This is a genomic window from Burkholderia sp. MBR-1, assembly GCF_013822785.1.
Lineage (GTDB): Bacteria > Pseudomonadota > Gammaproteobacteria > Burkholderiales > Burkholderiaceae > Burkholderia > Burkholderia vietnamiensis.
On the sequence record NZ_CP053610.1, the window covers coordinates 685,042 to 706,607 of the forward strand.

Annotated in this window: 18 protein-coding genes; 12 read left to right on the forward strand and 6 right to left on the reverse strand. The window is 68.1% G+C overall.

The features are described 5' to 3' along the window. Positions 1-58 precede the first annotated feature (58 nt). Positions 59-799 (reverse strand): Crp/Fnr family transcriptional regulator, encoded by a 741-nt coding sequence (locus MBR110_RS17855; RefSeq protein WP_011882070.1) that lies wholly within the window; start codon positions 797-799, stop codon positions 59-61. A 957-nt stretch (positions 800-1,756) separates the two neighbouring features. Between MBR110_RS17855 and MBR110_RS17860 the strand changes: the two genes are divergently transcribed. The 3 genes from MBR110_RS17860 to MBR110_RS17870 all read left to right on the forward strand — a co-directional run bounded on the left by MBR110_RS17860 (position 1,757) and on the right by MBR110_RS17870 (position 5,284). Beyond that, a complete protein-coding gene (locus MBR110_RS17860) occupies positions 1,757-2,539 on the forward strand; it encodes a Crp/Fnr family transcriptional regulator (RefSeq protein ID WP_011882072.1) in 783 nt (260 codons plus the stop codon). Positions 2,540-2,550: 11 nt separating this feature from the next. Next, positions 2,551-3,957 carry an undecaprenyl-phosphate glucose phosphotransferase gene (locus tag MBR110_RS17865; protein WP_181709454.1) on the forward strand — a complete coding sequence of 469 codons (1,407 nt, stop codon included), beginning with the start codon at positions 2,551-2,553 and terminating at the stop codon, positions 3,955-3,957. Between the two features lie 154 nt (positions 3,958-4,111). Further along, positions 4,112-5,284, forward strand: coding sequence for a glycosyltransferase family 4 protein (locus tag MBR110_RS17870; protein ID WP_052691546.1), 1,173 nt, complete (start codon positions 4,112-4,114; stop codon positions 5,282-5,284). A 147-nt stretch (positions 5,285-5,431) separates the two neighbouring features. On the opposite strand, the gene MBR110_RS17875 is transcribed toward MBR110_RS17870, so the two are convergent. Beyond that, positions 5,432-5,605: a hypothetical protein gene (locus tag MBR110_RS17875; protein WP_014724999.1), complete on the reverse strand. Its 174-nt coding sequence runs from the start codon at positions 5,603-5,605 to the stop codon at positions 5,432-5,434. 335 nt (positions 5,606-5,940) lie between these two features. Between MBR110_RS17875 and MBR110_RS17880 the strand changes: the two genes are divergently transcribed. After that, positions 5,941-6,333, forward strand: a complete 393-nt coding sequence (locus tag MBR110_RS17880) for a TraR/DksA family transcriptional regulator (protein WP_046428490.1) — start codon at positions 5,941-5,943, stop codon at positions 6,331-6,333. Between the two features lie 66 nt (positions 6,334-6,399). On the opposite strand, the gene ald is transcribed toward MBR110_RS17880, so the two are convergent. Beyond that, entirely contained in the window at positions 6,400-7,515 is a 1,116-nt protein-coding gene (ald, locus tag MBR110_RS17885; protein ID WP_011882076.1) for an alanine dehydrogenase, read from the reverse strand. A gap of 322 nt (positions 7,516-7,837) precedes the next feature. Between ald and MBR110_RS17890 the strand changes: the two genes are divergently transcribed. The 5 genes from MBR110_RS17890 (at position 7,838) to MBR110_RS17910 (ending at position 14,688) form a co-directional block, all read left to right on the forward strand. Then, a complete protein-coding gene (locus MBR110_RS17890; RefSeq protein ID WP_011882077.1) occupies positions 7,838-8,254 on the forward strand; it encodes a DUF3995 domain-containing protein in 417 nt (138 codons plus the stop codon). A 533-nt stretch (positions 8,255-8,787) separates the two neighbouring features. Beyond that, positions 8,788-9,528, forward strand: a complete 741-nt coding sequence (locus tag MBR110_RS17895) for a gluconate 2-dehydrogenase subunit 3 family protein (protein WP_046428495.1) — start codon at positions 8,788-8,790, stop codon at positions 9,526-9,528. Further along, positions 9,528-11,306: a GMC family oxidoreductase gene (locus tag MBR110_RS17900; protein WP_046428498.1), complete on the forward strand. Its 1,779-nt coding sequence runs from the start codon at positions 9,528-9,530 to the stop codon at positions 11,304-11,306. Before MBR110_RS17895 ends, MBR110_RS17900 begins: the two co-directional genes overlap by 1 nt. Next, on the forward strand, positions 11,303-12,727 hold the full coding sequence (locus MBR110_RS17905) for a c-type cytochrome (RefSeq protein WP_181709455.1): 1,425 nt from the start codon (positions 11,303-11,305) through the stop codon (positions 12,725-12,727). Before MBR110_RS17900 ends, MBR110_RS17905 begins: the two co-directional genes overlap by 4 nt. Positions 12,728-12,972: 245 nt before the next feature. Continuing rightward, positions 12,973-14,688 carry a cation:proton antiporter domain-containing protein gene (locus MBR110_RS17910; protein ID WP_059474304.1) on the forward strand — a complete coding sequence of 572 codons (1,716 nt, stop codon included), beginning with the start codon at positions 12,973-12,975 and terminating at the stop codon, positions 14,686-14,688. A 377-nt stretch (positions 14,689-15,065) separates the two neighbouring features. Here the strand turns inward: MBR110_RS17910 and MBR110_RS17915 are convergent, their stop codons facing one another. After that, on the reverse strand, positions 15,066-16,952 hold the full coding sequence (locus tag MBR110_RS17915) for a peptidoglycan D,D-transpeptidase FtsI family protein (protein ID WP_014724992.1): 1,887 nt from the start codon (positions 16,950-16,952) through the stop codon (positions 15,066-15,068). A 362-nt stretch (positions 16,953-17,314) separates the two neighbouring features. After that, positions 17,315-17,662: a DUF3564 family protein gene (locus MBR110_RS17920; protein ID WP_034193484.1), complete on the reverse strand. Its 348-nt coding sequence runs from the start codon at positions 17,660-17,662 to the stop codon at positions 17,315-17,317. A 562-nt stretch (positions 17,663-18,224) separates the two neighbouring features. Here MBR110_RS17920 and MBR110_RS17925 point away from each other — a divergent pair. Next, the gene (locus MBR110_RS17925; RefSeq protein WP_069224605.1) at positions 18,225-19,430 is read left to right on the forward strand and encodes an SDR family oxidoreductase; all 1,206 of its coding nucleotides are present in this window, start codon (positions 18,225-18,227) and stop codon (positions 19,428-19,430) included. A gap of 82 nt (positions 19,431-19,512) precedes the next feature. Here the strand turns inward: MBR110_RS17925 and hpaR are convergent, their stop codons facing one another. Next, positions 19,513-19,953, reverse strand: coding sequence for a homoprotocatechuate degradation operon regulator HpaR (gene hpaR / locus MBR110_RS17930; RefSeq protein ID WP_011882085.1), 441 nt, complete (start codon positions 19,951-19,953; stop codon positions 19,513-19,515). A gap of 152 nt (positions 19,954-20,105) precedes the next feature. On the opposite strand from hpaR, the gene MBR110_RS17935 reads away from it, so the two are divergent. Next, entirely contained in the window at positions 20,106-20,801 is a 696-nt protein-coding gene (locus tag MBR110_RS17935; protein ID WP_045578062.1) for a fumarylacetoacetate hydrolase family protein, read from the forward strand. After that, a complete protein-coding gene (locus MBR110_RS17940) occupies positions 20,798-21,562 on the forward strand; it encodes a fumarylacetoacetate hydrolase family protein (RefSeq protein WP_059559555.1) in 765 nt (254 codons plus the stop codon). The genes MBR110_RS17935 and MBR110_RS17940 overlap by 4 nt, the downstream gene beginning before the upstream one ends. Positions 21,563-21,566: the final 4 nt, after the last annotated feature.

The window sequence follows — 21,566 nt, forward strand, 5'->3', positions numbered from 1 at the left end:
TCGCCACCCTACAGTCGGCTGAACGCGATCGACCGGGCGCGCCGAAATGCCGAATCGGTCAAGCGCGCGCGGCGGTCGTCACGCCCGAGTCGGCCGACAGGATCCGGTTGATCTCGTCGCGCACGATCGCGCGGCAGCCGCACGACATCTTCTCGAGGCCGCCGAGATTCGCGAGCACGATCGAGCTTCGATACTGGCGGATCAGGCCGAGCTTCTGGACTTCGCCCGCCGCGTCGGTGACCGTCTCGCGCCGCACGCCGAGCATCTGCGCGAGCATGCTGTGGGTCACCTGGATCTCGATGCTGCGCGAGCGGTCGTACGCGAGCAGGAACCATCTGCACAACTGGTGCTTGAGCACATGGTGGCGGCTGCAGAACGTGATCTGCGACACCTGCGCCATCAGCAGCCGCACGCACACGAACACCAGATGGCGAATCACCGGGGACGCGTCGAACGCGCGCGCGAACACGCGCCGGTCGAGCCGATAGACGAAGCCGTCGCGGCATGCGACCGCGCGGCACGGCATGCTGCCGCTGCCGCCGATCACGTCGTCGCACACGATGCTCTCGCTGCCGATCTCGGCCACTTCCAGCGTCATGCCGCCCGACGATACGTACTGCAACGAAACGGCCGTCGTGACGGGTAGATAGACGGCGCTCAGCATTTCGCCGGGTTCGCACAGCACCTGACCGGATCTCAGGTGAACCAGCTGCAGGTGAGCGACCAGCGCCGCGCGTTCGTCGCGGTCGAGCGCCGCGATGAACCGGTTCGCGTCGAAGCTGTGGGAGAGCTCGATCATGCCGCTCGGGGCGGCGACGGCGTCATTGGCCTGAAGAGTCACGGCGCATCCTCATAGGGTGGGCAATCGACTTCGTGCCGTGTATCCGCGCGGATTCGGCACGAACGTTCGATTTCTGTTCGTCGGAATTGGAATGTCTATGGCTAAAAAAGCTAGCACGCAATTGAATTCCCTCAATTGCGTATTACGTCACTTCACAAAGTTTGACGCTTCGGACGTCGGTAAGGAACTGTCATATGGAGCCCAAGATTTGGTTATCCATAATTTGCCCGTCGCGCACGAATTGGGATGCTCGCTCCGGAATGAAGTACCGATCGTGAATCAATTGAGCGTCGCTTCGCATGCTACAGGAAAAAATATAAAAGGCGTTGAACATTGTTTGACAATTGAGATATTGACTTGAAGTTCAACAATAGAATCAATGTCTTGCGATATGTATGTGCGCTAGGTTACAAGCCCGTAAATCAAGCGATCGAATCAATTTTGAGACAGTTTCAAACGACCTTTCGAGTCGCGTGATGGCCGCCTGCGGGTCGCCCGGACATCATGGAATCAAATGAAAACGCGTCGTAAGTATTTGACCGGCAAGCCGTCGCGGAAGCGCGTCGGCCACCCGGCCGCGCGCGGCGCTTATTGATCAGTCGAATCACCTGCCGCGTCCGCGACGCGTGGGGGTGTCCGGAAATGAGACATTTTTTGAAGTTTCAGCGCGATTAATCCGTCGTTCTAATGCGGTCGTCATTCATATATTAAGGATGGACGGGTATTGGCACGTAAATCGCTTATTCGAGCGGGCGTGTCGAAACGGGATTGCCGATTTCCGGAGGCGGTGGAAAGCCGAGGGTCGATCGGAGCGAGGGTTGTGGGCCTCAACCTGCGTCGCCGTCGATGCGCATCGCGATAACGAGCTTCGCTGCCGCGGCTGCGCGCGGCGCGGACAATAAAAGGAATACAGCCATGCTTCATCTTCACTCGAGTTACTCCGCCAATGCCATTCTGGATGCGCTGCCGGAGGACACCCTTCATGCGATCGCACCGCACCTCGAACTGGTCAGGATCAAGGCCGGGATGCTCGATCGCGTCGGCGAACCGATGCGTCATCTGCACTTTCCGACGACGGCGATGATGTCGGTTCAGCACCTGATGGAGGACGGTGCGATGGTGGAGGTGGCGGTGGTCGGCCGCGAAGGCGCGGTCGGTCTCGCGACGCTCGTCGGCGGCGTGGCCGTGTCGAGCCGCGTCGAAGTGCGCGCCGCCGGCATGGCGTATCGCGTGCCGACCTGCGTGATGCGCGCGGAATTCGAGCGCTCCGCGGCGACCTATCGCCTGATGCTGAACTACAGCCAGGCCACGATGGCGCAGATCTCGCGCAGCGCGCTGTGCAACCGGCATCACTCGGTCAGCGAGCAATTGAGCCGCTGGCTGCTGCTCGCGCACGACCGCATCGACGGCGACGAGCTGGCCGTCACGCAGCAGACGATCGCGAACATGCTCGGCGTGCGGCGCGAAGGCGTGACCGAAGCAGCCGGCGACCTGCAGGAAGCCGGGCTGATCCGGCAGCGCCGCGGCCGTATCACGGTGCTCGACCGCCATGGTCTCGAACATCACGCGTGCGAATGCTACGACCTGATTCGCGCCGACTATCGGCGCTTGCTCGGCACGCGCACGAATGCAACGCCCGCGCCGCTGCGCGCGCGCATGCCGGAACTGCAGAGCCGTTATCCGGCGCACGGTGCGTGACGATGCAGTCGATGTCCGGAGGAGCGAATGCGTTGCGGCGTGCCGCGATCGCGGCGGCCGACGTTGCGCTCGTGCTGGCCGGGGCGCTTGCCGCGCAGCAGGCGGCCGGCCTCGGATGGCGCGACCTGTCCGATGCGCAGCACGGCGCGATCGCGCTGTTGTGCGTGCTGACGGTCGCGTTGCTGCCGCGTTACGTGCGGACCGTGCGCAACGGGGTGGCCGTGCCGGACGGCCCGCACGTGCTCACGCGCACGGCGCTGGCGCTGGTGTGCGCGAGCGCGCTCACGGTGGCCGGCACGATGTGGCTGATGAATCGCAGCGCAACGGTGAACACCCGCTGGATCGTGCGCACGGTGCTCGCCGGCGACGCCGCCGTGCTGATCGGCCGCGCGATGCTGCTCGCGTTCGTGCTGACGCGCGACGACGCGCACGTGCACCGCCGCCGCGTCGCCGTCGTCGGTGCGACCGCATACGGGCGCGTGGCGGTCGAGCGGATGCAGCTGACGCCGGGCGGGCCGTTCGTCGCCGCATGCGTATTCGACGACGAAGCGCCGGCCAATGCGGCAGGCATCGGCGGCGTGCCGGTGATCGGCGATTGGGATACCTTGCGCGACATGATCCGCGGCGCACGGATCGACGAGGTGTGGCTCACGCTGCCGATGTCGCATGAGTGGCGGATCCAGCGCATCGTGCGCGAGCTGCGCGACGAATTCGTGCAGTTGCGGCTGCTGCCCGACGTGCGGCAGATGGCCGTGGTCGAGCGCTCCGCGACCGACGTGCTCGGCATGCCGGCGATCAATCTGGCGACCACGCCGCGCGCCGCGCCCGAGCTGTGGGCCAAGTTCGCGTTCGACCGGCTGTTCGCGCTCGGCGTGCTGATTCCGTTGCTGCCGCTGCTGTCGGTGCTGGCGCTCGCCGTCAAGCTGTCGTCGCCCGGGCCGGTGTTGTTCAGGCAGCGCCGCAAGGGCGTCGACGGCCGCGAATTCGACATCCTCAAGTTTCGGACCATGCGCGTGCACCGCGTACAGCCGGGCGTCATCCGGCAGGCGTCGCGCCACGACACGCGTATCACGCGCGTCGGCGCATTCCTGCGCCGCACGTCGCTCGACGAGCTCCCGCAATTCTTCAACGTGCTGTGCGGGCAGATGTCGGTCGTCGGGCCGCGTCCGCACGCGGTCGAGCACGACGACTTCTACCGGCAGCTGATCGACTGCTACATGTACCGCTATCGCGTGCGGCCCGGCATCACCGGATGGGCGCAGGTGAACGGCTATCGCGGCGAGACGCGCAAGGTCGAGGCGATGGAGGCGCGCGTGAAGTTCGATCTCTTCTACATGCAGAACTGGAGCTTCGCGTTCGACATGAAGATCATCGTGCTGACGATCGTGCGCGGCTTCATCGGCCGCAACGCATTCTGACGCCTCGAAAATCCGCCCGGAACCGCGGCGTTGTGAGAGCGAACGTACCGACCGGCGCGCGCGCGGCGCACACACTGGCCGTATAGCAGCATCCCGCCCGGCGGGATGTCCGGCGGCGCGCTGGTGCGCCGCCGCCATCGGAACAGTCACGATCATGTCAACGTCGATTCGGGAGCGCAACGGGGCCGTGCTGCAGGACGCCCGCACGGAGCGGGGCATTGGTGCGGCAGCGCATGCCGCGCGCGCGCGCGGCCTCGTCATCAACGGAAAATTCACGGCCCAGCGCATGACGGGCGTGCAGCGCACCGCGTACGAGCTGACCTGCGAGCTCGCGCGGATCGCCGACGATGCGCCGTCGCTGATCGTGCCGCCCGATCACGACCCGGCCGCGTTGCCGGCCGGCGCGCGCGCGCAGCCGTCGACGCACCTGCGCGGCACGCTGTGGGAACAGTGGGCGCTGCCGCGCACGACGCGCGGCCGGACCTTGCTGAGCCTGTGCAACATCGGCCCGCTGTTCAAGCGCGATCAGCTGGTCATGATTCACGACGCGGCGATTTTCGACCTGCCCGACGGCTATTCGCTCGCGTTCCGGCTGTGGTACCGCTTCGCGTTCTGGATGATCAAGCGACGCGCGCGCCACCTCGTGACGGTGTCGCATTTCTCGCGCGCGCGGCTGGCCGCAAGGTTGCGCATATCGCCGGCGCGCGTGTCGGTCGTGCCGAATGCGGTCGATCATATCGACCGGATCGACGCCGACCCCGGCGTGCTGTCGCGATTGAACCTCGAACCCGACCGCTATGTGCTGTTCGTCGGCTCGCTCGCGCCTGGCAAGAATCTCGTGCGCGCGCTTGCCGCGATCGCGCTGATGCGCGAGTCGCACCCGACGTTGCGCTTCGTGATCGCGGGCGGCGCCAACGCGAAGATATTCGGCGTGCGAGAGGCCGGCCTGCGCGAAGACGACCCTTGTGTCACATGGGCCGGCTACGTGACAGACGGGGAACTGAAGGCGCTGTATGCGAACGCCGGCGCGTTCGTGTTTCCGTCGCTGTATGAAGGCTTCGGTTTGCCGCCGCTCGAGGCGATGCGATGCGGTTGCCCGGTCATCGCGTCACACGAGGGATCGCTGCCGGAGGTGTGCGGCGGCGCGGCGCTGTTCTGCGACGCGTATTCGCCGCCCGATATCGCGGCGGCGATCGCGTGCGTGATGGACGATGCCGAACTGCGGGATCGACTACGCGTACTGGGTCGCGAACACGCGCAGCGATACAGCTGGCAGCGCTCGGCGCGGGCTTTGCTCGAGATCCTGCGGGCGGATGCGGTGACGTGATGCAGCTGCGGTGCGGCGCGCTCGTGGGTGGATCACACGGTGCGCTGGGAATTCGCCGAGACCGATAGCCATCCGAATGATCGACGTGACGTGACGTGTTGCGTTGCGAACCGCCGAGCGTCGGCGTAACGAGCCGACGCGTTCGCGTCAGCCGTCCTCGTTCGACCGCCCGCTCGCCGGCAGCACGGCGGGCGCGCCTGCGGGGCGCGCGTCGGGCGCGGCTTGCGGGCCCGATGGCTGCACCGCGTGCTGCACCGTCGGCACGACCACGGTCGGGACGAAGACAGCGAGTGCCACCCAGACCACGACGCCGAACAGCATGACGTTCTCCCGCAGAGCCGCGGATATACCGCACATGCTGTCAATCTATGTCGCAAGTTTCAGCAGGGAATTGATCGACCTCAACGGCGGGAGCGTCATACGAATGGCGCGCATCGGCCCGTCGTCTCCGGCCCCGGTTTCCGTGCAACGCGCGCGGTTGCAGATGCAGGTCAACACGTCCGCGTTCAATGGGTTTATGCTGCGTCGAACGTCCGGCGCTTCGAGCGCCCGGGCGCACCTCCGGGCGCGGCATACGGGGCAATCCGGCCCGCCGTGACCGGCGACCGCCGCGCGACGTGCAGCGTCGCGCGGAACCCGGAACAGGAGACACGGCGATGGCGCTCGACCCCCAACAACGGCAGACGTTGCAGCAGCGGCTGACGGAAAGCGAACAGGTGTTGCGCGCGGAGATTCGGACGAGCGAGGATCAGCGCGCGTCGACCTCCTATGCGGACCTCGCCGGCGCCGCGCCGGACGAAGGAGACGAGGCCAACGCCGATCTGTTCGTCGACGTGGATCACGCACTGATCGGGATGAAGCTGGCCGAGCTGCGTGCGATCGACCGCGCGCAGCAGCGCATGCGCGACGGCAGCTACGGCGAATGCGTCGATTGCGACGCCGCGGTCGGCTATGAACGTCTGCTCGCGCGGCCGACGGCCGAGCGTTGCACGCATTGCCAGTCCGTATACGAGCGCCGTTACGCGACGACACCGCGCGCATCGCTGTGACGTCGGCGGCCGATGGCGGCAAAGAGGGCGACCGCCGGCACCCGGTTGCGTCGCCCGATTCCGCAATCAACCCAGCATGTCTTCAGCAGGGACGTACGGCAGCCCGAGCGCGAACGCGACGGCCTCGTAGGTGATGTGTCCGTCGCATACGTTCAGGCCCGCGCGCAGATGCGGGTCGTCGGTCATCGCGCGTTTCCAGCCCTTGTCGGCGAGCGCGAGCGCATGGCCGAGCGTCGCGTTGTTCAACGCGAACGTCGACGTGCGCGCGACCGCTCCCGGCATGTTCGCGACGCAGTAATGCACGACGCCGTCGACCACGAAGGTCGGCTGCGCATGCGTCGTCGCATGTGACGTCTCGAAACAGCCGCCCTGATCGATCGCGACGTCGACGACGACGGCGCCCGTGCGCATCGTCGCGATCATGTCGCGCGTGACGAGCCGCGGCGCCGACGCGCCCGGCACGAGCACCGCGCCGATCACCACGTCGGCGTCGCGCACGGCTTCTTCGACGGTGTGCGTGTTCGAGCAGACGGTCGAGATCCGGTTCGCGAACACGAGATCGAGCTGGCGCAGCCGCGCGACGTTGGTGTCGAGGACGGTGACGCGGGCGCCCATGCCGACCGCCATCTGCAATGCGCCGGTGCCCACAACGCCCGCGCCGAGCACGACCACGTGCGCGGCCGGCACGCCCGGCACACCGGCCATCAGCACGCCGCGGCCGCCACGCGGGCTCTCCAGGCAGGCGGCCGCGACCTGCATCGACATGCGCCCCGCGACCTCGCTCATCGGCGCGAGCAGCGGCAGTCCGCCGCCGACGCCGGTCACGGTTTCGTACGCGATGCAGACCGCGCCCGACTTCACGAGTGCGGCCGCCTGTTCGGGATCGGGGGCGAGGTGCAGGTACGTGTACAGCATCTGCCCGCGGCGCAGCATCGCGCATTCCGCAGGTTGCGGCTCCTTCACCTTGATGATCAGGTCGGCGCGCGCGAAGACGTCGCGCGCGTCGTCGCAGAGCGCGGCGCCGGCGGCTGCGTAGTCGTCGTCGAGCAGGCCGATCGCCGTGCCCGCGCCGCGCTGCACGAGCACGCGATGGCCGTGGCGCACCAGCTCGCGTGCGCCGGCCGGAGTGAGGCCGACGCGATATTCATGGTTCTTGATTTCCTTCGGCACGCCGATCAGCATGAGTCGTCTCCATGATCTTTCGTCATCGCGGTCGTGCCGGGCGCGCGGCGGTTGCGCATGCACCGGCGCGATTGCGCGATTGCAATCAAAGGGTAGTGGTGGCCGGTGGGAAGTCAAGTGCCGGCCCCGCGCGCGCGGATGCGCACCGCATCGCAGCATGCGCGTGTCCGCGTGTCCGATTGCGACCGGACGCCACACTGCAGGCCGCGCGCGATTTCGGTATCGTCTCGGGGGCACGCGCAGGCGCGCGCGTGCGGGCAGGTCCATGCCCGACCGATACACGACCACACGACGACCAGATGAGACAGGGGACCCTACCGACATGACCGGCGCGTACTTCAGCGTGCCGACGCTTTGTGCGATCGCACTCGTTCACGTCTACTGGGCGCTCGGTGGACAGCGCGGCAAGCGCGCGGCCATTCCGGAGCAGGATGGTGTCCCGCTGTTGCGTCCGACCCGGCGCGGCACGCTCGCAGTCGCGGCGGCGCTGCTGTGCGGCGCCGGCGCGGTCGCGTCGCGCGCGGGCTGGTTGGGGCCGAAGGTTCTGCCCGGCGCGACCGCGTTCGCGATCGTTGCGTTCGCACTCATTTTCGCGGTTCGGGCGGTCGGCGACTTCCGATACGTCGGCTTCTTCAAGCGTGTCCGCGGGTCGCGCTTCGCGCGCATGGACACGCTGTGTTATTCGCCGCTTTGCGTGGCGCTGGCGCTGGCTTTCGCGTCGATGTACTGGGCGAGGTGAGCGGCGCGCGCGCCGGGTCGACCGGAGCCATCCGGCTGGCGCGCTCCTGCCTGCCGCCCACCGTCTCGCGCTGCGGCGGCCGGCGATCGCGCCGCGCCATTTTTCAACTGTTGCGCTTCGCGATGCAATGGCCTGCCTCGAACCCAATTTGCAATGGAACCGGTTCCATTTATAATGCGCAGCACGTCGCTTGCCCCTGACGAGGGCCGTGCGCGTCGCGCTTGCCGGTGGCGGGCGTGGCGTTCGAGGTAATTCGGGGGAAGGGCGATGAGGGCGGATGACGGCAATAGTCGTGCGTTTGCCCGACGATAGGCCCGCGAAGAGGCCGACCATGCGCGGCGGGCCGCAGCCGGCACGCCGCGCGCGGGCATTGACGCACCGCGTGCGGCGTCCGGCCGATGCCGGACGCGCCGAGGTTCGCAGTGTTGCCAATCCAGGACGGCCGGCCGCACGCGGCATGGCTGCCGTGCCGGGCATGCCGCATGCGGAACGCGCCTTCCCGGATCTCGCCCCCAACGATCAACATCCCGACCATGTCCACGCCCACCGACAAATCCAACTCGCGGCGCCGCTTCCTGCGCACGTCGGTCGCTCTCGTGCCGATCGCCTCGGTCGCAGGCTGCGATCTGCGCTCGCCGCCATCTTCCGGCAGCCCGTCCGGCGCGGCCTCCGCGGCATCGGCGAGCGCCGAACGCGCGCCGTACAAGCCGACCTTCTTCGACGCGAAGGAATGGGCGTTCGTCCAGGCCGCCGTCGACCGTCTGATTCCGGCCGATGCGGAAGGCCCCGGCGCGCTGGAGACCGGCGTGCCGGAGTTCATCGACCGGCAGATGGAAACGCCGTATGCGCATGGCGCGACCTGGTACATGCAGGGGCCGTTCCAGCAGGGCGTGCCCGAGCTCGGCTACCAGCTGAAGCTGGTGCCGCGCGACATCTACCGGCTCGGCATCGCGGCCGTCAACCGCTATTGCGAGAAGGCGCACGGCAAGGCCTTCGCCGATCTCGACGCGCCCACGCGCGATAGCGTGCTCGGCGCGCTCGAGAAGGGCGCGGCGCCGATCGACGACGTGCCGTCCGCGGTGTTCTTCGGCCAGTTGCTGCAGAACACGCGCGAAGGGTATTTCTGCGATCCGGTGCACGGCGGCAATCGCGACATGGCCGCGTGGAAGATGATCGGTTTTCCGGGCGCGCGCGCCGACTTCATGGACTTCGTCAACCAGAACGGCAAGCCGTATCCGTACGGCCCGGTTTCGATCAACGGGGAGCGCACCTGATGGCCGCAGAAAACAAGCCGCACGTCGATGCGGTGATCGTCGGCTTCGGCTGGACCGGCGCGATCCTCGCGAAGGAACTGACCGAAGCCGGGCTGAACGTGGTCGCGCTCGAGCGCGGCGAGTATCGCGACACCTATCCGGACGGCGCGTACCCGAACACGATCGACGAACTGACCTACAACGTGCGCAAGAAGCTGTTCCTCGACCTGTCGAAGACGACCGTGTCGATCCGGCACGGCGTGCAGGACACCGCGCTGCCGTACCGGCAGCTGGCGGCGTTCCTGCCGGGCGAGGGCGTGGGCGGCGCGGGGCTGCACTGGTCGGGCGTGCACTTCCGGATCACGCCCGAAGAACTGCGGCTGCGCAGCCACTACGAAGAACGCTACGGCAAGAAGTTCATCCCGGACGGGATGACGATCCAGGACACGGGCGTCAGCTACGACGAGCTCGAACCGTACTTCGATTTTGCGGAGAAGGTGTTCGGCACGTCGGGGCAGGCGTACCAGGTCGGCGGCAAGGTGGTCGGCGACGGCAATGTGTTCGAGGCGAACCGCAGCGACCACTTTCCGCTGCCCGCGCAGCTCAATACCTATTCGGCACAGCGCTTCTTCGATGCCGCGAAGTCGCTCGGGCTGCATCCGTACCGGTTGCCGTCGGCCAACACGTCGGGGCCGTACACGAACCCGTACGGCGTGCAGATGGGGCCGTGCAACTTCTGCGGCTATTGCAGCGGCTACGCGTGTTACATGTATTCGAAGGCGTCGCCGAACCTGAACATCCTGCCCGCGCTGCGGCAGACGCCGAACTTCGAGCTGCGCTCGAAGTGCCACGTGCTGCGCGTGGATCTCGACGACACGAAAAAACGCGCGACCGGCGTCACCTACGTCGATCCGGCCGGCCGCGAGATTCACCAGCCGGCGGATCTCGTGATCGTCGCGGCGTTCCAGTATCACAACGTGCACCTGCTGCTGCTGTCGGGCATCGGCAAGCCGTACGATCCGATCTCGGGCGAGGGCGTCGTCGGCCGCAATTTCGCGTACCAGAACCTGTCGACCATCAAGGCGTACTTCGACAAGGATACGTACACGAATCCGTTCGTCGGCGCGGGCGGCAACGGCGTCGCGGTGGACGACTTCAATGCGGACAACTTCGACCACGGGCCGCTCGGCTTCGTCGGCGGCTCGCCGCTGTGGGTGAACCAGGCGGGCGTGAAGCCGGTCAGCGGCATCGCGACGCCGCCCGGCACGCCGCAGTGGGGCTCGGCGTGGAAGAAGGCCGTGAAGGACAGCTACGCGCACACGATCTCGATGGATGCGCACGGCACCAACATGTCGTACCGCGACGTCTACCTGGACCTCGATCCGACCTATCGCGACTCGTATGGCCAGCCGCTGCTGCGCATGACCTTCGACTGGAAGGACAACGACATCAGGATGGCGCAGTACGTGACCGGGCAGATGAAGAAAATCGCGGAAGCCATGGGGCCGAAGGCGATCGGCGTGTCGACGCGCGAATTCGGCAAGCACTTCGATACGCGCGCGTACCAGACCACCCATCTGGTCGGCGGCGCGATCATGGGCACCGATCCGAAGACGAGCGTGCTGAACCGCTACCTGCAGTGCTGGGACGTGCACAACGTGTTCGTGATGGGCGCGTCGGCGCTGCCGCAAGGCATCGGCTACAACCCGACCGGGATCGTCGCCGCGCTGGCCTACTGGTCGGCGCGTGCGATCCGCGAGCAGTACCTGAAAAATCCCGCCCCGCTGGTGACCGCATGAACCGCACGATGAACTCTCGCAACGCGGCGCGCCGCGTGTTTCCGCTGCGGCGCGCCGCGTTGCTCGGCGCTGCATGGGCGGCGATCGGCGTCGCGGGTGCGCCGGCTGTCGCGCAACCTGCCTCTCAATCGGTCGCGCCAGCGCCCACCGCAACCCACGCCGCGCAATCGGCGGACGCCGACCTCGTCAAGCGCGGCGCATACCTCGCGCGCGCCGGCGACTGCGTCGCGTGCCACACCGCGAGCGGCGGCAAGCCGTTCGCCGGCGGGTTGAAATTCGACACGCCGATCGGCGCGATCTATTCGACCAACATCACGCCCGACCGGAACACGGGCGTCGGCGGCTGGACGCTCGACGACTTCGCGCGGGCAGTGCGCGAGGGCATGCGCAAGAACGGCGACACGATGTACCCGGCGATGCCGTATCCGTCGTACTCGCGCCTGTCCGACGACGACGTGAAGGCGCTGTACGCGTACTTCATGCACGGCGTCGCGCCGGTCGAGCAGCAGAACCGCGCGGTCGACATCGTGTGGCCGTTGTCGATGCGCTGGCCGCTGGGGTTCTGGCGCAAGATGTTCGCGCCGGCGCCGAAGCCGTTCGATGCGGCGCAGTACGGCGATCCGGTCGTCGCGCGCGGCGCGTATCTCGTGCAGGGCCTGGGCCATTGCGGCGCCTGCCATACGCCGCGCGCGGCGACGATGCAGGAGCGCGCGCTGACCGACGCCGGCGGTCTGGATTTCCTGGCCGGCGGCGCGGCGATCGACGGCTGGGTGCCGACGAGCCTGCGCGGCGAGCCGCGCACCGGGCTCGGCACGTGGAGCGAGACCGAGATCGTGCGGTTCCTGAAGACCGGCCGCACGCTCCGCACCGCGGCGTTCGGCGGGATGACGGACGTGGTCGGCCACAGCATGCAGCACCTGAGCGACGACGACCTGACCGCGATCGCGCGCTATCTGAAGACGTTGCCGCCGCGCGTGCAGGGCGAGCAGCCGCACGTGTACGACGCGGCCGCCGCCACCGCGCTGCGCGCCGGCGATGCGAGCAAGCCCGGTGCGGCCGTCTATCGCGACAACTGCATGGCATGCCACCGCAGCGACGGCCACGGCTACACGCGCGTATTCCCGGCGCTGGCCGGCAACCCGGTGGTGCAGGGCGACGATCCGACGTCGCTGATTCACGTGGTGCTCGAGGGCAGCGCGCTGCAAGGCACGCATACCGCGCCGTCGACGTTCACGATGCCGCCGTTCGGCTGGCGCCTGTCGGACCAGGAAGTCGCGGACGTGTCCAACTTCGTTCGCACCAGTTGGGGCAATTCCGGCACGCCGATCACGGCCGAGCAGGTCGCGAAGCTGCGCAAGCGCGTGCCGTCGACGCGACCGGAGCCGCCGCCCGGCGCACGCTTCCCGCAGGCGTCGCGCTGACGCGCGCGGCGGTTGCGCTGCGGTTGCGCGCCGGCATTCGCCGGTATTCGCCGCCGTGCGTCGGCGTGCGTCGGCGTGCGGCGGCGACGACGGGCCGGCCGCCGCCGTTCGCAGCACCGCACTGCCACGCCGCCATGGCGCGCCAGGCCGCGAATTTTTCGCGGCGGCGCGCCATTTCCTTGTCCCATCCCGTATCCTTTGGTTTTTGAGCCTTACTAAATAGTTACAAGACCTTGGGAGAGGGGATGCCACATGACGTCAGCCTGATTGCACTGCTCGCGGCCGGTTTCGGGCTCGCGATGGTCTTCGGTTATCTCGCGTCGCTGCTCAGGATGCCGCCGCTGGTCGGCTATCTGCTCGCCGGCATCGTCATCGGCCCCGGCACGCCGGGGTTCGTCGGCGATCTGTCGCTCGCGCAGCAGCTCGCCGAAGTCGGCGTGATGCTGCTGATGTTCGGCGTCGGTCTGCACTTTTCGCTGCGCGACCTGCTCGCGGTGCGCAAGATCGCGCTGCCCGGCGCGGTCGTGCAGATCACCGTCGCGACGCTGCTCGGCGGCGCGCTCGCGCTCGCGTGGGGCTGGAGCGTCGGCGCGGCGCTGGTGTTCGGCCTCGCGCTGTCGGTGGCGAGTACGGTCGTGCTGCTGCGTGCGCTGGAAGGGCGCGGGCTCGTCGAGACGGTCAACGGGCGCATCGCAGTCGGCTGGCTCGTCGTCGAGGATCTCGTGATGGTGCTGGTGCTCGTGCTGCTGCCGCCGGTCGCGGGCCTGCTCGGCGGCACGCCGCCCGGCGATGCGCAGGCGGCGGGCGGCGGCGTCTGGAGCACGCTCGGCGTCACGATGCTGAAGGTGGCGGCGTTCATCGCGCTGATGCTCGTGGTCGGCAAGCGCGTGTTCCCGCGCATCCTGTGGCTCGTCGCGCGCACCGGGTCGCGCGAGCTGTTCACGCTGTGCATGATCGCCGCGGCGGTCGGCATCGCGTTCGGCGCCGCGAAGCTGTTCGACGTCTCGTTCGCGCTCGGCGCGTTCTTCGCCGGCATGATGATGCGCGAATCGGAATTCAGCCGGCGCGCGGCCGACGAGACGCTGCCGCTGCGCGACGCGTTTTCGGTGCTGTTCTTCATTTCGGTCGGGATGCTGTTCGACCCGAAGGTGCTGATCGAACAGCCGCTGCACGTGATCGAGGTCGCGGCGATCGTGCTGATCGGCAAGACGCTGGCGGCCGTCGCGCTGGTGATCGCGTTCCGGTATCCGCTGAACACCGCGCTCACGGTCGGCGCGGGGCTCGCGCAGATCGGCGAGTTCTCGTTCATCCTCGCGGGTCTCGGCCGTGCGCTCGGCTTGCTGTCGGCCGAGGGGCAGAGCCTGATACTCGCGGTCGCGCTGATCTCGATCGCGATGAACACCCTGCTGTTCGCGATGATCGATCCGGCGCTCGCATGGATTCGCAAGCATTCCGCGTTCGCGCGCAGGCTCGAGGCGCGCGACGATCCGCTCGCCGCGCTGCCGATGTCGACGCCGCAGACGCACCTGACCGGGCAGGTCGTGATCGTCGGCTACGGCAAGGTCGGTACGCGCATCGCGCATGCGCTGGACGAGCGCGGGATCGCGTATGTGGTGGTCGAGCAGAACCGCGAGCTCGTCGAGAAACTGCGCGCGGACGGCGTCGCGGCCGTGTCGGGCGACGCGATCGAGCCGGTGGTGCTCGTGCAGGCGCACATCGCGCGCGCGGGGATGTTGGTCGTCGCGCTGCCCGACGTGTTCGACGTGCGGCAGATCGTCGAGATTTCGCGCACGCTGAATCCGGCGCTCGAGGTCGTGTTGTGCACGAACAGCAGCGACGAGGCCGGCCTGCTGTCGAGCGAGGGCGTCGGCACGGTGTTCATGAGCGAGAGCGAACTCGCGCGCGCGATGACCGAACACGTGCTCGGCAGAATGGCCAGGCCTGCGGCGGTTGCGCATTGAGGGGCGTGGCGTTGGGCGGCGTGTGTCTTGCTGCTCGTGGCTCGCCGTTCGTAGCTCGTAGCTCGTGGATGGTGGATGGTGGATCGCGGATCGCGGATCGCGGATCGTGGATCGTGGCGAACGGCGAACGGCGAACGGCGAAGGGCGAAGGGCGAAGGGCGAAGGGCGAAGGGCGAAGGGCGAAGGGCGAAGGGCGAAGGGCGAAGGGCGAAGGGCGTGCGGCCGGGCGGCGGCACATGGCACAGGATCGTCCGGCGCGAGATGCGGGCCGTCTGCGGGCGCGGCGTCGGCAGTGCGGCCAGCATCCGAAGCCCGAGCGCAACGCATTCGGCGCGCAGCGCGGCGCTGGCACGCTCTCGCCGCCGCGCCAGCCCGCTTCAGCCCGCCGCGGCGTCGGTCCGTGCCGTCGCGCGCGGTCCGGCGTCCGCCGTCACCGGCGCCGTCGCTTTCCGCGCGGTTGACGTCTTCGGCGGCGCGGCCGAGTCGGCTGCCGCGGCCGTCTTTTGCCGCGCCGTGGGTGCATCGGGCGCCGTCTCGAACGGCGCATCCGGCGGCACGCCGAGCAACTGCAGCGAGCCGCTCGTGATCGACGAGAACACCGGGCCGGCCACCGTGCCGCCGTAATAGCCCTTGCCGCGCGGCTCGTCGATCATCACCGCGACGATCAGGCGCGGGTTGCTCATCGGCGCCATCCCCGCGAACAACGCGCGATATTTCCCCTTCGCATAGCCCGTGCCCACCTGCTTGCGCGCGGTTCCGGTCTTGCCGCCGATCCGGTAGCCGTCGACGCGCGCGCGGCGCCCCGTGCCGCCCTCGCTGACGGCCAGCTCGAGCATCGAGCGGATGGCCGCCGCGGTTTGCGGCGACGTCACGCGATGGCCGCGATGCGCATCGGCCGTGTGCGGGTCGGTGCCGTTCTTCAGTAGCGACACCGGATGCAGCGTCCCGTCGCCCGCATACGCGGTGTACGTCTGCGCGATCTGCAGCAGCGACATCGACAGCCCGTAGCCGTAGGCCATCGTCGCCTGCTCGATCGGCCGCCAGCGCTTGTAGCCGCGCAGGCGGCCCGACGCGACGCCGGGGAACGTCAACTCGGGCGCACGGCCGATCCCGTACTCCTGGTACTTGTTCCAGATCGTCTCGGCGGGCAGATTCAGCGCGAGCTTTGCGAGCGCGACGTTGCTCGACTTCTGCAGCGCCTGCGCGACCGTCAGCGAGCCGTGGTTCGACGTGTCGTGGATCACGGCCGGGCCGATCCTGTAGGTGCCCGGCGACGTGTTGACGATCGTGTTCGGCGTGACCTTGCGTTCGTCGATCGACAGCGCGACGACCAGCGGCTTGATCGTCGAGCCCGGCTCGAACGTGTCGATCACCGCGCGGTTGCGCAATTGCTGACCGGTCAGCCGCGCACGGTCGTTCGGATCGAAGGTCGGGTAGTTCGCGAGCGCGAGGATCTCGCCGTTCTGCGCGTCCAGCACGACGACGCTGCCGGCCACCGCGTTGTTCTCGATCACCGCCGCCTTGAGCTGGCTGAAGGCGAGCTGCTGAATCCGCCGGTCGATCGTCAGCTCGATCGTCGCGCCGTGCTGCGCGGGCACCAGCGGGCGCGTGTCGGAGACGATGCGGCCGAGCCGGTCGCGGATCACCTCGCGCTGGCCCGACGTGCCCGACAGCCGCGCGTTGGCCGCGAGCTCGACGCCTTCCTGGCCCTTGTCCTCGACGTTCGTGAAGCCGACCACGTGCGCGGCCGATTCGCCTTCCGGATAGAAGCGCTTCGAATCGGCGATCTGCGTGATGCCGTCGAGCGCCAGCTTGTCGAGCCGGCTCGCGGTGTCGGCGTCGACCTGCCGCTTCAGCAGCACGAACGTACGATCGTTGCGCAGCCGGCGCTTCACCTCGGCGAGCGGCATGTCGAGCAGCTTCGCGATCTGCGGATAGTCGATTTCGGCGACCTGCTTCGGGTTCGCCCAGATTTCGTAGGTCGACAGGCTGACGGCGAGCATCGCGCCGTTGCGGTCGACGATGCGTCCGCGCATCGCATCGAGCTCGATCGTGCGCTGGTAGCGTTTCTGGCCTTCGCCGACGTAGAAGTCCTGATTCGCGACCTGCACCCAGAATGCGCGTCCGATCAGCGCGGCGAAGCCGGCGGACACCATGATCACGACGAACTTCGAGCGCCACATCGGCAAGCGCGACGCCAGCATCGGATGCTTGGTCGCGGCGGAATACGGGTCGGCGGGGTGGGTCTTCTTCTTTGCGCTCATGCAAGGGCCGGGTCGGGCCGCCGGGCGGCGGCAGGTCAGTCTGAATAATGTGATTGTAATAAATGAGTAAGCATCGCGTGGGGAAAGTGTGAGCCGCCGGCCGGCCGCTGCTGGCCACGCAGCATACGCAACGAGGACGACGGAAAGGACGCGCTCCGTGGCCGCGCGCGAGCCGCGACCCGCGACCTGCGCGCCAACCGTTATTGCCGAGCCGGGCGGATTTACCCGTCCCCGATTAGTTTTCTCGCGCCAAAAGAAAAAGCGCCTCGTCGAGAGGCGCCTTATTGATGAATATCGAAATTAATATCGCGTATCGCGAAATGGGAATATCCCTAAACCGCAGACGATTGCCGTCAAAAAAACTAACGCGCGACGGAAATAAATTCCTCGTATTCCGGCTCCGCGGTGGAACGATCGACCGCCTGCAGCCGCCAGGCTCCGTCGGGATGCTCGCCGGCGAGCACCGCAGGGCCTTGATCGCGCTGCATCGCGCTGAACGACAGGCCCTTCAGCTGACATACTGCGTTGCCGCTGTCCGCCGCGCACAGTGCCATCGCGCCTTCGACGTGGCGCACCTTGCCCCAGCTCGGAAGATCGATCCCCTCGTGTGCCTCGCGCGACCACAGCCCTTCCTCCGTGTCCACCCACAGCACTGCGTAAGCGTGGCGGGTTGCCGAGTCGCTGCCATTAATACGAATAGTGAGGCGCATTGGATCCTCTCCTGAAGAAAATCACACGTTCGACCGTTTTGGTTTGACCAGTCTAGATAGACTGTGGTGAAACGCAAGTGATAATCCTCAATAAATCGAATTGCGTGCATTCGTATACGCCATGAAACGACGTCTGACGATCGGCCGAGATCCGAATCTCGCCGGCAAAGACCCGCCGTAGCGCGATCCGTGCGTCGCGGCGGCAAATCGAGTGGCTCCGGACATGCGACGACTCGGATCGACCGGCGTCGAAGTGTCGCGTCGGCGCCGTCACGACATACCCCGACATACGCATACAAATCCTCACACTTTCACGAAACTTTCAGGACAGACATCCGGACGATCGGGCCCCACACTGCCGGTTTCCGATCCTCTGTCGCGGACGCCCCTCCGTGGCGTCCCACGGCCTTCCACGCCGAGACGCGTTCGACGCATATCCCTGCGGCAGCGCAACGGGATCGGGAGCCCCGGGACCCATGCCAGTCCCGGCCGGCCGGGCGCGAGGCGCATCCCGTGAACCGGGGCCGCGCGGCGCCGCGCCGATTTTTCGAAGGAGACTATCGTGCTGATCTGGAAAACCGCGCTATCGCTCAACTGGCGCACGAGCCTCGTCTCGCCCGCCAGCGCACCGGTCGCGGCGGCCAACGTCGGACGGCTGGTGCTGACCGGCGCGACCGGCTTCATCGGCAGCAGCGTGCTGACGGCGCTCGTCAACGCCGGGTTGCTCGAACGCATCGTCTGCTTGGTGCGCGCGGACGACCGCGGCCACGCGCTCGCGCGGCTGCGTGAAGCCGCGCTGCGCGCGGGGCTCGCGCCGTACTGGGCGTCGCGTCTGAGCGACGCGAACGTCGCGCTCGGCGCGCTCGGCGACGTGTGGCAGCGCGCCGACGCGCCGCGTCTGGCCGGCGCGACGCACGTGATCCACTGCGCGGGCCATGCGTCGCCGGCCGGCGGCGCGCATCTGCAGGCCGACCTCGCCGATTCGGTCGGCTTCGCCGCGCGCTTCGCGGATGCGCCGCAGCTGCAGCGTTTCGTCCACATCGGCACCGCCTACGCGCATGCGGGCCGCGGCGGCCTCGTGCATGAGGAGTCGCGCAGCGCGGGCGAAGCCGCGCAGGCCGCCCACGCGCTGCCCGGCGCGGTGCTCGCCGCCGACTACCTGCGCGCGAAGGCGGAAACCGAGCAGCGGCTGCGCGGGCTCGGGTTGCCGCTGGTGGTCGTGCGGCCGTCGCACGTCGTCGGCCATACGGTGCTGGGCACGCGGCCCGCGCCGAATTCGTTCTGGACCTTCCGCGTTGCACATGCGGCACGCCGCTTCACGGCGCGGCCGATGACGCGCATCGACATCGTGTCGGTCGACGACGTCGCGCGCGCGACGATGCTGCTCGCCGTGAAGCCGACGCTGATGCACGACGTGTACCACGTGTCGGCCGGCGACGGGGCGCCGCAGGTCGCGCAGATCGTGCGCGCAATGGACGAGGCGGCCGGCATGACGGCCGCGCCGCGCTACGCGGCCTGTGCGCCGGCCGAGTTGCCGCTGGTGGTGCGCGACGTGCTGGGGCGGCGCGACGCGGCGCTGGAGCGCGTGATCGGCCGCGCGTTGCAGCGCTGCGCGGAGTTCGCGACGGTCGATCGCGTGTTCGACAACAGCCGCGTGCGCGACGAGATCGATTTCGAGCCGCTGCCGTTCGTCGATTACGTCGAGGAATGCATGCGCACGTCGCGCGGTGTCGCGGTAACCGAACTGGTGCGCGGCACGCCGCACTGATCGTTCGCGCCGTTCGCGCGCTTCGCTCGGGCCGCGCCAGCGGCCCGTCGCGGATCGGCCGCGGCGCGCCGCCCGGCGTGCGTCACGGCGCGTTGCCGAGTTCGATCAGCCGGTCGAGTGCGCGATAGATGTCGTCGAGGCCGTCCGCGCCGAACCGTGCTTCGAGCAGACGATACTGCTCGTCGATGCGCGGCCCGATTTCCGATACCAGCTTCCTGCTTTGCGGCGTCAGGCTCACCAGCAGCCGGCGCTGATCCTCCTGCGCGCGCGTGCGCGTGATCAGGCCGTCGCGCTCCATCCGCTCCAGCACGCCGGTCAGGCTCGGACTCAGGATGCAGCAGCGCCGCGCTATCTGTCCCGCCTCGAGCGCGTGCGCCGGTTCGCCGTCGAGCACGCGGACGATCCGCCATTGCTGTTCGGTCAGCGCGAATTCCTTGAGAATCGGGCGGAACATGCCCATCAGCGTCTCGCGTGCCTCGAGCAGCAGCATGGCCAGGTTGCGATGGTCTAGCGTACGGTTCATCGGCGTGGAGAGTGGGCGGGTACGCGGCAATCTTAACAGCGGCCGGAGATGAATTTCGCGTATCAGGGTAATCGAGGTTGTGGGCCGTCCATGCCGTACTTAAGATATTAATTATCGACGATGCGCCGCGACGCGCGGCAGGGGAACGACGCATGGAGCTGTCTTGCAGGACCGCCGGGGCGCCGCCGCTGCCGGTCGCGATCGGCACCGTGTACGGCGCGCTGCTGAACCAGCGCAGCGCGCTCGACGCGCTCGGCGACGCCGTTCATGCGCCGCCCTATGGCCGGCCGCCGCAAGCGCCGGTTCTGTACATCAAGCCGGCCAATACGCATGCGTGCGACGGTGCGGCGGTCGTCGTGCCGGCCGGCGTCGATGCGCTGGAAATCGGCGCGTCGGTGGCCGTCGTGTTCTCGCGGCGCGCGACGCGCGTGCCGGCCGCGCATGCGTTCGATTACCTGCACGGCTTCACGCTCGCGAGCGACGTGTCGATTCCGCATCCCGACTATTACCGGCCCGCGGTGCGCTTCAAGTGCCGCGACGGCTTTTGCCCGCTGGGCCCGGCGATCGTGCCGGCGCACGCGCTCGCGCTCGCCGATGCGGACGCGATCGCGCTGAGCGTGAAGATCGACGGTGCCACGGCCGCCGCCGCCTCGACCGCCACGCTGATTCGCCCGGTGCGCGAACTGATCGCCGACGTGACGGCCTTCATGTCGTTCGACGCGGGCGACGTGCTGCTGCTCGGCGTCGCCGGCGGCGCACCGCGTGCGCGCGCGGGCAGCGCGATCGAGATCGCCGCGGCCGGCCTCGGCACGTTGCGGCATACGCTGATCGCGGAGCCTGCGCAATGAAGACCGCACGCGTGATCTACAACGGCGCCGTGCATGCGGCCGAGCCGGCCGACGACGGCGCGGTCCGGCTCGACACCGGCCGCGTGCTCGGCGAAGCAGCCGTGACGTGGCTGCCGCCCGTCGTGCCGCGCACGACCTTCGCACTCGGGCTCAATTATGCGGACCACGCGAGGGAACTCGCGTTCGACGCGCCGAGCGAGCCGCTGATCTTCCTGAAAGGACCGAACACGTTCATCGGCCATCGCGCGCATAGCGTGCGCCCGACGGACGCGACGCACATGCACTACGAGTGCGAGCTGGCCGTCGTGATCGGCCGGCCCGCGCGCCGCGTGAGCCGCGCGCAGGCCATCGACTGCGTCGCCGGCTACACGGTGGCGAACGACTACGCGATCCGCGACTACCTCGAAAACTATTACCGCCCGAACCTGCGCGTGAAGAACCGCGACACCTGCACGCCGCTCGGGCCGTGGCTCGTGAGCCGCGACGAGATCGGCGATGCCGGCGACCTCACGCTGCGCACGACGGTCAACGGCGTGGAGACGCAGCGCGGCAGCACGCGCGACATGATCTTCGACGTGCCGGCGCTGATCGAGCACATCAGCGGCTTCATGACGCTGTCGCCGGGCGACCTGATTCTCACCGGCACGCCGCAAGGGCTCGCGGACACCCAGCCCGGCGACGAAGTGGTGACCGAAATCGAACGGATCGGCCGGCTGGTGAACACGATCGTCGGCGAAGCGGACTACTATCGCGCCGGCTGAGCCG

What these genes read in the sequence shown, in the direction of transcription:
- MBR110_RS17855 (WP_011882070.1), bottom strand. Translation starts at nt 799, where the DNA reads ATGATCGAGCTCTCCCACAGCTTCGACGCGAACCGGTTCATCGCGGCG.
- MBR110_RS17860 (WP_011882072.1), top strand. Translation starts at nt 1,757, where the DNA reads ATGCTTCATCTTCACTCGAGTTACTCCGCCAATGCCATTCTGGATGCG.
- MBR110_RS17865 (WP_181709454.1), top strand. Translation starts at nt 2,551, where the DNA reads ATGTCCGGAGGAGCGAATGCGTTGCGGCGTGCCGCGATCGCGGCGGCC.
- MBR110_RS17870 (WP_052691546.1), top strand. Translation starts at nt 4,112, where the DNA reads ATGTCAACGTCGATTCGGGAGCGCAACGGGGCCGTGCTGCAGGACGCC.
- MBR110_RS17875 (WP_014724999.1), bottom strand. Translation starts at nt 5,605, where the DNA reads ATGCTGTTCGGCGTCGTGGTCTGGGTGGCACTCGCTGTCTTCGTCCCG.
- MBR110_RS17880 (WP_046428490.1), top strand. Translation starts at nt 5,941, where the DNA reads ATGGCGCTCGACCCCCAACAACGGCAGACGTTGCAGCAGCGGCTGACG.
- ald (WP_011882076.1), bottom strand. Translation starts at nt 7,515, where the DNA reads ATGCTGATCGGCGTGCCGAAGGAAATCAAGAACCATGAATATCGCGTC.
- MBR110_RS17890 (WP_011882077.1), top strand. Translation starts at nt 7,838, where the DNA reads ATGACCGGCGCGTACTTCAGCGTGCCGACGCTTTGTGCGATCGCACTC.
- MBR110_RS17895 (WP_046428495.1), top strand. Translation starts at nt 8,788, where the DNA reads ATGTCCACGCCCACCGACAAATCCAACTCGCGGCGCCGCTTCCTGCGC.
- MBR110_RS17900 (WP_046428498.1), top strand. Translation starts at nt 9,528, where the DNA reads ATGGCCGCAGAAAACAAGCCGCACGTCGATGCGGTGATCGTCGGCTTC.
- MBR110_RS17905 (WP_181709455.1), top strand. Translation starts at nt 11,303, where the DNA reads ATGAACCGCACGATGAACTCTCGCAACGCGGCGCGCCGCGTGTTTCCG.
- MBR110_RS17910 (WP_059474304.1), top strand. Translation starts at nt 12,973, where the DNA reads ATGCCACATGACGTCAGCCTGATTGCACTGCTCGCGGCCGGTTTCGGG.
- MBR110_RS17915 (WP_014724992.1), bottom strand. Translation starts at nt 16,952, where the DNA reads ATGAGCGCAAAGAAGAAGACCCACCCCGCCGACCCGTATTCCGCCGCG.
- MBR110_RS17920 (WP_034193484.1), bottom strand. Translation starts at nt 17,662, where the DNA reads ATGCGCCTCACTATTCGTATTAATGGCAGCGACTCGGCAACCCGCCAC.
- hpaR (WP_011882085.1), bottom strand. Translation starts at nt 19,953, where the DNA reads ATGAACCGTACGCTAGACCATCGCAACCTGGCCATGCTGCTGCTCGAG.
- MBR110_RS17935 (WP_045578062.1), top strand. Translation starts at nt 20,106, where the DNA reads ATGGAGCTGTCTTGCAGGACCGCCGGGGCGCCGCCGCTGCCGGTCGCG.
- MBR110_RS17940 (WP_059559555.1), top strand. Translation starts at nt 20,798, where the DNA reads ATGAAGACCGCACGCGTGATCTACAACGGCGCCGTGCATGCGGCCGAG.